Annotated in this window: 11 protein-coding genes; all 11 read left to right on the forward strand. The window is 42.7% G+C overall.

The features are described from left to right. Positions 1–68 precede the first annotated feature (68 nt). The 11 genes from DVB69_RS02720 to hslU all read left to right on the forward strand — a co-directional run bounded on the left by DVB69_RS02720 (position 69) and on the right by hslU (position 12,961). The gene (locus tag DVB69_RS02720) at positions 69–851 is read left to right on the forward strand and encodes a ribonuclease HII (protein WP_116017158.1); all 783 of its coding nucleotides are present in this window, start codon (positions 69–71) and stop codon (positions 849–851) included. Next, positions 848–2,881 (forward strand): hypothetical protein, encoded by a 2,034-nt coding sequence (locus DVB69_RS02725; RefSeq protein WP_116016308.1) that lies wholly within the window; start codon positions 848–850, stop codon positions 2,879–2,881. Before DVB69_RS02720 ends, DVB69_RS02725 begins: the two co-directional genes overlap by 4 nt. Continuing rightward, positions 2,878–3,159 carry an EscU/YscU/HrcU family type III secretion system export apparatus switch protein gene (locus DVB69_RS02730; RefSeq protein ID WP_116016310.1) on the forward strand — a complete coding sequence of 94 codons (282 nt, stop codon included), beginning with the start codon at positions 2,878–2,880 and terminating at the stop codon, positions 3,157–3,159. Before DVB69_RS02725 ends, DVB69_RS02730 begins: the two co-directional genes overlap by 4 nt. Positions 3,160–3,287: 128 nt before the next feature. Next, entirely contained in the window at positions 3,288–4,448 is a 1,161-nt protein-coding gene (gene sucC, locus DVB69_RS02735) for an ADP-forming succinate--CoA ligase subunit beta (protein WP_116016312.1), read from the forward strand. Between the two features lie 18 nt (positions 4,449–4,466). Continuing rightward, on the forward strand, positions 4,467–5,369 hold the full coding sequence (gene sucD / locus DVB69_RS02740; protein WP_116016314.1) for a succinate--CoA ligase subunit alpha: 903 nt from the start codon (positions 4,467–4,469) through the stop codon (positions 5,367–5,369). Positions 5,370–5,433: 64 nt separating this feature from the next. Beyond that, positions 5,434–6,285 (forward strand): DNA-processing protein DprA, encoded by an 852-nt coding sequence (dprA, locus tag DVB69_RS02745; protein ID WP_116016316.1) that lies wholly within the window; start codon positions 5,434–5,436, stop codon positions 6,283–6,285. A 120-nt stretch (positions 6,286–6,405) separates the two neighbouring features. Continuing rightward, complete coding sequence (gene topA / locus DVB69_RS02750; protein ID WP_116016318.1) at positions 6,406–8,484, forward strand: type I DNA topoisomerase; 2,079 nt, start codon at positions 6,406–6,408, stop codon at positions 8,482–8,484. A gap of 27 nt (positions 8,485–8,511) precedes the next feature. Next, a complete protein-coding gene (trmFO, locus tag DVB69_RS02755; protein ID WP_116016320.1) occupies positions 8,512–9,822 on the forward strand; it encodes an FADH(2)-oxidizing methylenetetrahydrofolate--tRNA-(uracil(54)-C(5))-methyltransferase TrmFO in 1,311 nt (436 codons plus the stop codon). Between the two features lie 284 nt (positions 9,823–10,106). Next, a complete protein-coding gene (gene xerC / locus DVB69_RS02760) occupies positions 10,107–11,006 on the forward strand; it encodes a tyrosine recombinase XerC (protein WP_116016322.1) in 900 nt (299 codons plus the stop codon). A 12-nt stretch (positions 11,007–11,018) separates the two neighbouring features. Then, a complete protein-coding gene (hslV, locus tag DVB69_RS02765; RefSeq protein ID WP_116016324.1) occupies positions 11,019–11,564 on the forward strand; it encodes an ATP-dependent protease subunit HslV in 546 nt (181 codons plus the stop codon). Then, complete coding sequence (gene hslU, locus DVB69_RS02770) at positions 11,561–12,961, forward strand: ATP-dependent protease ATPase subunit HslU (RefSeq protein ID WP_116016326.1); 1,401 nt, start codon at positions 11,561–11,563, stop codon at positions 12,959–12,961. The genes hslV and hslU overlap by 4 nt, the downstream gene beginning before the upstream one ends. Positions 12,962–12,989 lie beyond the last annotated feature (28 nt).

Genomic DNA, 12,989 nt, shown 5'->3' on the forward strand with positions numbered 1-12,989 from the left:
ATATCTAAAAGTCTATGGAGTGACCGATAAAAGAAATATGGAATTGACGAGGAATGGAAGGTGAGCATGTGAAAACAATACAAGCAATTAAATTACAACTAAAAGAAACGAACGAGCCTGAACCATGGATGGTAGAGTTGACTAAGGATTCACGTAAAGGCGTCCAACAAGCGTTAAACAGCTGGACTCGTACTTATGACAAACGATGTGCTTTAAAGGCTAGCCACATAGAGAAACAGCAGTTTGATGCATCATTTGCACCATATGAAGGTGCTCAAGTTGCGGGGACAGATGAAGCTGGGAGAGGCCCTTTAGCGGGGCCAGTTGTAACAGCAGCTGTCATTTTACCACTTGAAGCAGACGAGTTGATCGGTTTGGATGACTCTAAACAGATCCCGAAGAAAGAACGGGAACGTCTTGCAGAGATCATCAAACGCATCTCAGTAGCTTGGTCCGTGCATGTACAATCTGCTAAGCGAATCGATGAAATCAATATCTACGCAGCGACACGCGAATCAATGGAACAGGCGATTTTGACATTGCCTGTTGAACCCGTCCAAGTTCTTGCGGATGCGATGACACTGACTGTAAACTGCCCGTCTGCCTCCATTGTAAAAGGAGATGCTCAAAGTTTAGCGATAGCTGCTGCTTCCATACTCGCGAAAACGACGCGAGATCAGTTGATGGACGACTTACACAAGGAATATCCCATGTACCGGTTTGATAATCACGCTGGCTATGGAACGCCCGAGCACTTAAAGGCTCTTGAAGAGTGCGGTCCATCCATCCACCATCGTAAGACATTTGAACCGATTAAAACAATGCTTGCAAGAAAGGGGGACACCTTATGAACAATCCCTCTATAACTCCGAACCTTAGCTCAGCTAATTTAGGAAATATACAAACCACACAGCCCGCTCAACTAAGAGAAGGGCAACTTTTCCACGGGACCATCAAACAGCTATACCCGGGTGAAATGGCGGAAGTTCAAATTGGCAACCAGAAGCTGAATGCAAAATTAGAAGTCCCTCTAAAAGCAGGAGACTCTTATTACTTTCAAGTGAAAGCGACTGAACCTGAATTGCAGTTAAAACTAGTCTCTGGACCGCACGCGCAAGGAGAAAGTCAAAGTACGAAAATAGGTAGTTTGCTCGATACATTACAACTTACTAAGACACCTGAAATGCGTAAACTTGTGGACTTTTTCATGAAGCAGCAAATTCCGATCACACGGGAATCATTAATAGCTGGTGAAACACTTCTGAAGGAAACTTCACCTGGACAACAGCAGGAAGCGCTGCAATCTTTAGGGAAGCTAGTATCCCTTAAGTTACCCATAACTCCCCAATTATTTCAAGCAATGATGGGCATTGAAACGAAAGCTGGACTTCAAGGTGTTCTTGATACACTTCAACAGGCAGTCAACACAGACACTAAAATACCAGCTACTCAAAAGATGGATATCCAAACAATTCTTCAACAAATAAAACAGCCGCTACTGGAAAAAAATGGCGGCAACCTGTTGGCACAAACTCTTTCGACTGCACTAGACAAATCAGCTCCTCCCGAACTTCGATTCCAAGCCGTCCAACTTTTGAAGACAGCAGGAATATTACCTGCGCAAACATCACTAGCTAATCTGCCAGCCGTTTTAGCGAAACTTGTCAGTTCATCTAAAACAAACTATGACCAACAGCCGACAGTTGAAAAACAAATGACACAACAAACCAATGCTACTTCGGGTGCTACTGTATCACTGGAAAATGGACCTAAAATGGACGCGAAGCAAGTGATAACATCTCTTCTACAAGCGACAAATGGGGCAACTAAGCTGTCTCTAGGAGATTCCGTAGAACTCCAACGAATCATTCAACAATCGGAATTGCCTACAGGCGTGAAAACTCAACTAACAAATTTCTTAACAGTCCATTCCCAATCAAATGAGACTGCAAGTGCATTACTAGCCAAATTTAGTGAGACATTATTCAGTGAAGCTACAAAGCAAATGCTACCTAGTCAAAATCCTGCTCAGTCTATAGTGAATACTGACCCGAATCCACGGAATAACTCAGCAGTTGTTCCAAGCGCAACACCGAATTCAGTGCAAACTGGGATGCCTGCTCTATTGCAAGCGATACTCGATGCTCAAGAAGGACCGGACAAACTCCCTGCACTTGTTAAGCAAGCGATGCAGTCGGAAGCGCCGGTCATTCACTCTTTCTTAGCTGCAGCAGAAGCTGCGACAAGTGAAGAACTCTCAGGGAGCACGGTTAAACAAGCCATTCAATCTATATTGGCAAAAATGGGCGTTCACTATGAAGCAAGTCTTGTATCAAAAGATCCTCATATTGCGCAAATTCAGGACTCTTTGAAACCGCAGCTAGTCGCACTTTTGCAAGAAGGAGTGGCAGGAGCTCCACTTCGCGAAGCGGCAGAAACAGCCGTTTCGAGACTGAATGGTCAACTTTTGCAATCCACTGAATCAGGCGTGCAACAGCAGATAATCATGCAAGTACCACTCCAGTTGCAAGGGAAAAGAATTGACGCAACGTTGGAATGGAACGGCCGGATGAAAGAAGATGGAAAAATTGATCCGAATCATGCACGTGTCTTGTTTTACCTGGATTTAGAATCCCTCAAAAAAACTGTTGTGGATATGCAAGTACAGAACAAAGTCGTTACGTTGACTATTTTCAATGAAGATCCAACTTTAAAAATGGTAGGGGAATTGCTTCAAGACAAGCTATCAGAAGGATTGGATGCAGAAGGATATCAGCTATCGGCTGTCCGATTCAAACCATTCCAAGAAGAATTGATTACTCCGACTAAGTCTAACTTATCCACAGATAGTGGAACACAAGGAGTCGATTTCCGGATATGAGTGAAAAGCGATATAAGCGCAGTGAAGCAGTCGCATTGACCTATTTACCTGAACTCAATGAAGCACCGAAAGTGACAGCTAAAGGAAAAGGTCAAATTGCGGAGAATATACTCGAAAAAGCGCGAGAACATGGTGTTCCCATACAAGAAGACCCGAGTCTAGTAGAATTACTCGGCCAACTAGAAGTGAATGAGACGATTCCTGACCAGCTTTATCAAGCTGTGTCAGAAGTTCTGGCGTATGTTTACAGGTTAGACCGTTCTAAAAGTAATAAGTAAACAGGTTAAGTCTGTAGTAGTACAGAAATTTCGCGCTTAACGAGTACAAATATGGACATAGTATGACAAGTTTACTACAATAGAGTACGCAGTAAAGAATAGTTATCAGTTTGATTGGAGGATATAAGATGAATATCCATGAATATCAAGGGAAACAACTGCTTCGTGATTATGGAGTTGCAGCTTCAAAAGGGATTGCAGCATTTTCTCCGGAAGAGGCAGTAAAAGCAGCGAAAGAACTTGGAACTGAAGTATTTGTCGTGAAAGCGCAAATTCATGCAGGTGGTCGCGGAAAAGCGGGCGGCGTCAAAATTGCAAAAAGTCTTGACGAAGTACGCGAATACGCAAAAGAGCTTCTTGGCAAAACGTTGGTAACACACCAAACAGGCCCAGAAGGAAAAGAAGTCAAGCGTTTACTTGTTGAAGAAGGCGCAGATATCAAAAAAGAATACTATATTAGTCTTGTTGTTGACCGGGCTACTGACCGCGTTACACTAATGGGATCTGAAGAAGGCGGAATGGATATTGAAGAAGTTGCAGAAGCGACTCCTGAAAAAATCTTCCACGAAGTGATTGACCCAGTTGCAGGATTGACTGGATTCCAAGCACGTCGTATGGCATTCAACATGAATATTCCTGCGCATCTCGTTAACAAAGCAGCTAAATTCATGACAGGTCTTTATCAAGTATTCATTGAAAAAGATGCTTCTATTGTAGAAATCAACCCACTCGTTGTCACTGGTGACGATCAGGTGCTTGCACTTGATGCTAAATTCAACTTTGACGACAACGCATTGTTCCGTCACAAGGACATTGTTGAGTTGCGCGACTTTGAAGAAGAAGATGCAAAAGAAATCGAAGCATCTAAGTACGACTTGAGCTATATTTCTCTAGACGGCAACATCGGCTGTATGGTCAATGGTGCTGGACTTGCTATGGCTACAATGGATACGATCAATTACTACGGCGGATCACCCGCAAACTTCCTTGACGTTGGGGGCGGCGCGACTGCTGAAAAAGTAACTGAAGCCTTCAAAATCATCCTTTCAGATGAACACGTGAAAGGGATTTTCGTCAACATCTTCGGAGGTATCATGAAGTGTGACGTTATCGCTGAAGGTGTTATCACTGCAGCGAAAGAAGTCGGTCTCCAAGTTCCACTTGTTGTTCGTTTAGAAGGAACAAATGTGGACAAAGGTAAGGCTTTGCTTAACGAGTCCGGACTGAATATCATTGCAGCTGGCTCAATGGCAGACGGCGCACAGAAGATTGTTGAAATCGTAGGCTAAGAAAGGCAGGGACAAACGATGAGTATTTATATCGATAAAAATACAAAAGTAGTCGTCCAAGGAATCACTGGCGGGACTGCAAAATTTCATACCCAGCAAATGCTTGAATACGGAACGAAAATCGTTGCAGGGGTAACACCAGGCAAAGGCGGCATAGACGTTGATGGCGTTCCTGTATTCAATACAATGGCGGAAGCTGTCAAAGAAACTGGCGCTAATGTTTCCGTTATCTACGTACCAGCACCTTTTGCAGCAGATGCAATCATGGAAGCGGTAGACGCAGACCTTGATATGGCCATCTGTATCACTGAGCACATCCCTGTTCTTGATATGGTCAAAGTAGTGCGTTACATGGAAGGCAAAAAGACGCGTCTTGTTGGACCGAACTGTCCAGGTGTCATCACGCCAGGAGAATGTAAAATCGGTATCATGCCAGGATACATTCATACAAAAGGCCACGTCGGCGTAATTTCACGTTCAGGGACTTTGACATATGAAGCGGTTCACCAACTTTCTGAAGCAGGTATTGGTCAGACAACAGCTGTTGGTATTGGTGGAGACCCTGTCAATGGCACAAACTTCATCGACGTGTTGAAGGAATTCAATGAAGACGAAGATACTTACGCTGTTGTTATGATTGGTGAGATCGGTGGAACTGCTGAAGAAGAAGCAGCTGAATGGATCAAAGCCAACATGAAGAAACCGGTAGTGGGATTCATCGGCGGACAAACAGCACCTCCAGGAAAGCGTATGGGCCATGCTGGTGCCATCATTTCCGGAGGTAAAGGAACTGCAGACGAAAAGATTAAAGCACTCAATAACGCTGGTGTAGAGGTTGCAGAGACGCCATCTGTTATCGGAGAGACATTAATCAAAGTAATTAAAGAAAAAGGGCTATACGAAAAGTGTAAAACCCACTAAGATAGAAGATGCAGCGTATTCAATGGATACGCTGCATCTTTTCTATATAATGAGGAGGTACGTAATGAAGCTATCCGCACGAGATCATGAGCTTTTGAAACTTCACTATGCGTGGCCAGTCCCTTATAACCAACTTGCTAGATTGCTTGGAAATAACAATGGACACAAATACTTGCAGAATTTATCACAAAAACAGCGCACAAACCTGAAGATGAAACTTGCCCAACTATCCCCGATTCCACTCTTAGACTTGCTACTCGAAAAAGGAATCATCCCCATTCCTTTTACACATCCTGACTATCCCGACCAACTAAAGCAGTTAATAGATCCACCGGCTGTCCTCTATACAAAAGGTGACCCGAGCTTGTTGAAAAAGCCAAATAAGGTAGCGATTATTGGTTCCCGAAAAGCTGGGGATTATTCGATTAACGCAATGGACATGGTTGTTCCACCACTCGTTCAGCATGGATGTGTAATTGTCTCAGGACTTGCGAAAGGAGCAGATACGATGGCACACCAAGCAGCCATAAGATTTGGTGGTCAGACAATAGCGGTACTTGGACATGGCTTCCTTCATTTATATCCAAAAGAAAATGCGGAACTTGCAGCAATAATGGCTAAAGAGCATCTTTTAATAACTGAGTATCCTCCATACCATCCACCTGCTAAATGGACGTTCCCGATGAGGAATCGGATTATAAGTGGTCTGTCTAACACCATTGTCATTACAGAATCAGCAGTGAAGAGCGGAACAATGAGTACAATTGAGCATGCACTTGATCATGGAAAAGAAATATTTGCAGTTCCAGGACCCATTGACTCACCATTGTCACTCGGACCGAACAAACTATTAGATGAAGGAGCCCGACCGATTTGGAATGGCTATCAGATCATTGAATCTCTTGTCGAATCTTGACGAGAGAAATGTCTTTTTACTAAAATAGTTGCTTTTCTATGGAAACTGTTATACATTTTGCAACAGATATTCTTTTAGATGAATAAATACAAAGAACCTCTTTAAGGAGGGCATATTAGAATGGCAGATTACCTAGTAATCGTGGAATCACCAGCAAAAGCAAAAACAATTGAACGATATTTAGGAAAGAAATACAAAGTGCGTGCGTCCCTTGGTCACTTGAGAGACTTGCCTCGCAGTCAAATGGGCGTCGACGTTGAAAACAACTATGAACCGAAGTATATTACTATTCGGGGAAAAGGCCCGATTTTGCAAGACTTGAAAAAAGAAGCCAAAAAAGCGAAAAAAATCTTCCTCGCGGCTGACCCCGACAGAGAAGGGGAAGCAATTGCCTGGCACCTTGCGCATCAGCTCGGAGTGGATGAACATTCGGATTGTCGAGTTGTCTTTAACGAAATTACAAAAGATGCAATTAAAGAATCATTTAAAAATCCACGTCCAATCAATACGGATTTAGTAGATGCCCAACAAGCTCGTCGTATTCTCGATCGACTCGTGGGTTATAACATCAGCCCGATTCTATGGAAGAAAGTCAAAAAAGGCCTGTCAGCTGGCCGGGTTCAATCAGTTGCACTAAAACTAATTATTGATCGGGAAGAAGAGATTGAATCATTCATACCTGAAGAGTACTGGTCAATCGGCGCAGGATTCATTAAAAAAGAAGGCAATTTTGAAGCCTCTTTCTATGGGACAGCTGGTAAGAAAGTTAAGTTAACTGACAAAAAACAAGTAGACAAGATTCTTTCAAACATGGACGGAGATGATTTTAACGTCCACAAAGTAGTAAAGAAAGAACGTAAACGCAATCCTGCTGTACCATTTACAACATCTTCTTTGCAGCAAGAAGCAGCACGTAAGTTAAACTTCCGAGCTAAAAAGACAATGATGATTGCCCAACAGTTATACGAAGGAATTACAATTGGTAAAGAAGGAATCGTTGGTCTGATTACCTATATGCGTACCGATTCGACGAGAACTTCTGAGACTGCTCAAGCTGAAGCTAAAACGCATATTGAGACAATGTATGGAGAAGAATTCACACGTAAAACAAAAGCGGTAAGCAAATCTACCGCAACGAAGACACAAGATGCACACGAAGCTGTACGTCCAACATCTGTCTTGCGTACACCTGAAGCGATGAAAGCGTTTTTATCAAAAGATCAATTGAAATTATACAAACTCATTTGGTCGCGTTTTCTTGCGAGTCAGATGGCTCCTGCAATCCTTGATACGGTCACTGTCGATTTACTAAACAATGATATACAGTTCAGAGCAACAGGATCACAAGTGAAGTTTCCAGGATTCATGAAAGTGTATATTGAAAGTCATGATGATAAAGAAGAAGAGAAGGATAATGTCCTTCCTCCTCTAACTGAAGGAGAAACGGTCAAGTGTGCATCCATTGATCCGAAACAACATTTCACGCAACCTCCTCCACGCTATTCGGAAGCACGTCTTGTGAAAACGTTGGAAGAACTAGGAATAGGTCGACCATCGACATACGCTCCGACATTGGACACTATCCAAAAAAGAGGGTATGTCACGTTAGATGCAAAGAGATTTGTACCTACTGAATTAGGTGGAATCGTAAATGCAGCGGTCAATCAATACTTCTCTGATATTACTAATGCGGAATTCACGGCTAAAATGGAACAAAGTCTTGACCATATCGAAGTGGGAGAAATTCCGTGGGTAGCGGTCATCGACGAGTTTTACAAAGACTTTGAAAAGCATTTGAAAGTCGCAGATGAAGAAATGGAAAAAATTGAAATTAAAGATGAACCTGCTGGAGAAGATTGTGAAAAGTGTGGATCTCCGATGGTTTATAAAATGGGGCGCTATGGAAAGTTCATGGCGTGCTCGAATTTCCCGGAATGCCGCAATACAAAAGCAATTATTAAACCAATTGGCGTCACGTGTCCGCTTTGTAAAGAAGGGGAAGTCGTCGAACGAAAGAGTAAGAAAAACAGAATCTTTTATGGTTGTGACCGGTACCCTGAGTGTGAATACATTTCGTGGGATAAGCCGATTTCCAGACCATGTCCGAAGTGTGAAAGCACTCTCGTTGAAAAACGTTTGAAAAAAGGTTTGCAAATCCAATGTACGGAATGTGACTATAAAGAAAAACCACAAGAATAATCTACAAGCAAGAGAGAAGGGTTCAATGTGACACCAATTGTAAATGTCATCGGTGCAGGACTTGCTGGGAGTGAAGCGGCTTGGCAAATTGCAAGTCGAGGGGTGCAGGTTCGTTTATACGAAATGCGACCTGTCCAGCAAACTCCAGCACACCATACAGACAAATTCGCAGAGCTCGTTTGCAGTAACTCCTTGCGTGCAAACTCACTGACGAATGCTGTAGGCGTCATTAAAGAAGAAATGCGACGTCTAGACTCGCTCATTATAGCAGCGGCGGATGCTTGCTCTGTTCCAGCTGGAGGGGCACTTGCTGTGGATCGTCATGAGTTCTCAGCACATGTAACGGACAAAGTAAGAAATCATCCACTAATCGAAGTAGTGAATGAAGAAGTGACAGAGATCCCTGGAGGCATCACATTGATTGCGACAGGTCCTCTAACGTCTCCAGCGCTTGCTGAAAAAGTACGCCTGCTTACTGGTGAAGAATACTTATACTTTTATGATGCGGCAGCACCTATCGTTGAGAAAGACTCCATTGATATGGAAAAAATATACTTGAAATCACGTTATGACAAAGGAGAAGCGGCATATCTCAATTGTCCGATGAATGATGAGGAATTCGCTGTCTTTTATGAGGCATTAGTGAACGCAGAAGTTGCGGAACTTAAAGAATTTGAAAAAGAAGTGTATTTCGAGAGCTGTATGCCGGTTGAAGTCCTTGCGGGTCGTGGAGATAAGACGTTGTTATTTGGTCCGATGAAGCCTGTAGGATTGGAAGATCCTAAAACAGGTAAACTTCCAAAAGCCGTTGTACAACTTCGCCAAGATGACGCAGCGGGGACCCTTTACAATATCGTCGGTTTCCAAACGCACATGAAATGGGGCGCTCAAAAAGAAGTCTTGCGCCTCATTCCTGGCCTTGAAAATGTTGAAATCGTACGTTACGGTGTGATGCATAGAAATACGTTCATCAATTCACCAAGAGTATTACAACCGACTTATCAGCTAAAAGCCAACCCGAATTTGTTCTTCGCGGGTCAAATGACCGGGGTTGAAGGATATGTCGAGTCTGCAGGATCAGGTTTGGTAGCAGGTATGAATGCTGCTCGTCTGGCTTTAGGGGAAGAACTTTATGTCCTGCCGAATCAGACCGCATTAGGAAGCTTGGCGAGGTATATTACTGAAGCCGATCCAAAGAACTTCCAGCCGATGAATGTGAACTTTGGTTTATTCCCTGATTTAGGAGAGCGTGTCCGTTCTAAACTGGAGAGAGCTGAACGACACTCAAACCGGGCACTCGAAGTACTAGATAAGTTTAAGTTAGAGAACCAACTATAAAGAAATGAGTAAAGAAGGAAGGTATTCCCTTTCTTCTTCTTTTTCATTGTGTAGATGTGAACTGTGTGTGAACTTTTAGTGGCAATGTTGAAAAAGAATAACTAGAGGTCTGACTTCCTAGTGGCTCATAGTTGAAGAAATACCTGTCAATCGTGTATAGTAAATCGTGGATGAATTTGAATTTAAGGAGTAGTCGGCATTTTCAATTATTTTGGATAATCGAATACGCTATTTGCAAAGCGTTAAAATGATGGTTATTTATTCGTTTTCGGGAGGTGTTTATAATGGATGAAAAGACGTTCCAAATTCGTAATGAGTATATTACGTACGTTCGTTTGGAAAAAAACTATTCAGTCCACACTGTAACGGAATATGAAAGAGATGTAGATGAATTCCTTGAGTTCTTAAAAACCGAAGGCATTCTTACGATAGAGACCATTACATATCAAGAAGCACGACTTTTTGCTTCGCGTCTGTATGATCGCGAATTATCGAGAGCAACTATTTCCAGAAAGATTTCCTCAGTTCGTTCATTCTTTCGGTTTGCCAATGCTCGCTATGATATTAATGACACAGCATTCCGTTTGCTGCATCACCCTAAAAAGGAAGAACGTCTTCCTGCTTTTTTTTATGTCGAGGAACTCGAAAAACTATTTGCTGCTTGCCTTGGAGAAAAACCAAGGGATCGTCGAGATCGGGCATTACTTGAACTTCTTTATGCAACAGGAATTCGAGTGAGTGAACTCACATCAATTTGTTTAAGCGATATTGACAACGATCTTGGGATTGTCCGTGTTATGGGGAAGGGCAGAAAAGAGCGTTACGTCCCATTCGGTAGCTTTGCGCAGTCGGCGATCGAGCAATATATGGAAACAAGTCGCCCTTTGCTAATGAAAGCAACGAAACATGACCGGTTATTTGTCAATTTACGAGGGGGTCCACTTACTGAACGTGGAGTTAGACATATTCTAGACGCCATTGTCGAGCGAGCTTCCATTCAATCGAACGTCTATCCCCATATGCTACGTCATACGTTTGCGACCCATTTATTATCTGCAGGTGCAGACATGCGAACTGTCCAAGAACTTTTAGGGCACAGTGATTTGTCTTCGACACAAATATATACCCATACAACGAAAGAGCATTTAAGAAGAACCTATATGAATACGCATCCGCGTGCTTAGGAGGAAATTTAAATGGAATTTCATGCAACTACGATTTTTGCCATTCGGCATAAGGGAGTTTGTGCAATGTCTGGTGATGGTCAAGTCACCATGGGAGAAAGTGTAGTTATGAAACACACCGCAAAAAAAGTCCGCAGATTATTTAACGGAAACGTACTCGCTGGATTTGCTGGGTCTGTTGCCGATGCATTTACGCTGTTTGATTTATTTGAAGACAAATTGACAGAGTACAACGGGAACTTACAACGGGCGTCTGTAGAACTTGCGAAGGAATGGAGAGGCGACCAGATTCTCCGTAAACTAGAGGCAATGCTTCTTGTAATGAATGAAGAAAGTCTTCTTCTCGTATCGGGAACAGGTGAAGTGATTGAACCTGATGATGGTATTCTTGCGATAGGGTCAGGTGGCAACTACGCATTAGCAGCTGGACGTTCACTTGCTAAATATGCGGGGGAATCGTTGACTGCTGAACAGATTGCTCGCGCAGCTCTTGAAACGGCTTCTGAAATTTGTGTGTTTACAAACGACAACATTATCGTGGAGGTGCTTGGGGAATGACTTCACAACAACTAACGCCAAAAGAAATGATTACGTTTTTAAACCGGTACATTGTCGGGCAAGACAAAGCGAAACGTGCAGTGGCTGTTGCCATTCGAAATCGTTACAGACGTAACTGCTTAACGGATGAGGAAAAAAGTGAAATCATCCCTAAGAATATTTTGATGATTGGACCAACAGGAGTAGGGAAAACGGAAATCGCGCGTCGTATTGCGAAACTCGTGGATGCACCTTTTGTAAAAGTCGAAGCAACGAAGTTTACAGAGGTTGGTTACGTTGGTCGAGACGTTGAATCCATGGTGAGGGACCTTGTTGAGACGGGCGTTCGAATTGTCAAAGAAAAACAGCGCACTCAAGTGAAAGACCAAGCAGCCGTTCAAGCAGAAGAACGCTTAGTGGAATTGCTCGTTCCTTCAAAGAAAAAGAAGGGATCCATGCAAAACCCGTTTGAAATGCTGTTTGGTGGGCAAAAGAATGAGAGTGACGCTGATGAACTAGAAGAAGTAACTGAGCTAACCCGAAAGAAAAGTGAAATCGCTGAATTACTCAAACAAGGTAAGCTAGAAGACGAACAAGTAACTGTTGAAGTCGCTTCCCAACAGCCTTCCATGTTCGATGCACTCCAAGGTTCTGGTATGGAACAGATGGGATCGAATATGCAAGATGCTCTGTCTTCACTTATGCCGAAAAAAACAACAACACGGAAACTTTCTGTAAAAGATGCAAGAAAAGTATTAGAAGCGGAAGAAGCGGACAAACTAATTGATCATGACGAAATTGCGCGCCAGGCTGTCCAGTTAACCGAGCAATCTGGAATTATTTTCATCGATGAAATGGACAAAATCGCAAGTAAGAGTGGTGGCTCTTCTAGCGCTGATGTTTCCCGTGAAGGGGTTCAACGTGATATTTTACCAATTGTAGAAGGTTCAACTGTGACTACAAAATATGGAGCGGTGAAAACCGATTATATTTTATTTATAGCTGCGGGTGCTTTCCATATGGCAAAACCGTCTGATATTATACCCGAGTTACAAGGAAGATTTCCGATTCGTGTTGAATTAGACAAATTATCCAAAGAGGATTTCGTCAGGATTTTGAAAGAACCAGACTTCTCTCTTATTCGACAATATGAGAAACTTCTAGCAACAGAAGACGTCCTGTTAGAGTTCACGGATGATGCGATCGATAGAATAGCTGAAATTGCATTCGAAGTGAATGATAATACTGAAAACATTGGTGCAAGAAGACTTCATACAATTGTTGAACGTCTACTTGAGGAACTTTCATTTGAGGCTTCCGATATTGGACCTACAAGCATTAAAATCACACCTGCTTATGTCGATGAAAAGTTGCAAGGTATCGTAAAAGACAAAGATCTGTCACATTTCATTCTTTAATGAAGACACATTAGTTTATTTAACAATT

This window comes from Sporosarcina sp. BI001-red (assembly GCF_003384035.1).
GTDB lineage: Bacteria > Bacillota > Bacilli > Bacillales_A > Planococcaceae > Sporosarcina.

What these genes read in the sequence shown, in the direction of transcription:
- DVB69_RS02725 (WP_116016308.1), top strand. Translation starts at nt 848, where the DNA reads ATGAACAATCCCTCTATAACTCCGAACCTTAGCTCAGCTAATTTAGGA.
- DVB69_RS02730 (WP_116016310.1), top strand. Translation starts at nt 2,878, where the DNA reads ATGAGTGAAAAGCGATATAAGCGCAGTGAAGCAGTCGCATTGACCTAT.
- sucC (WP_116016312.1), top strand. Translation starts at nt 3,288, where the DNA reads ATGAATATCCATGAATATCAAGGGAAACAACTGCTTCGTGATTATGGA.
- sucD (WP_116016314.1), top strand. Translation starts at nt 4,467, where the DNA reads ATGAGTATTTATATCGATAAAAATACAAAAGTAGTCGTCCAAGGAATC.
- dprA (WP_116016316.1), top strand. Translation starts at nt 5,434, where the DNA reads ATGAAGCTATCCGCACGAGATCATGAGCTTTTGAAACTTCACTATGCG.
- topA (WP_116016318.1), top strand. Translation starts at nt 6,406, where the DNA reads ATGGCAGATTACCTAGTAATCGTGGAATCACCAGCAAAAGCAAAAACA.
- xerC (WP_116016322.1), top strand. Translation starts at nt 10,107, where the DNA reads ATGGATGAAAAGACGTTCCAAATTCGTAATGAGTATATTACGTACGTT.
- hslV (WP_116016324.1), top strand. Translation starts at nt 11,019, where the DNA reads ATGGAATTTCATGCAACTACGATTTTTGCCATTCGGCATAAGGGAGTT.
- hslU (WP_116016326.1), top strand. Translation starts at nt 11,561, where the DNA reads ATGACTTCACAACAACTAACGCCAAAAGAAATGATTACGTTTTTAAAC.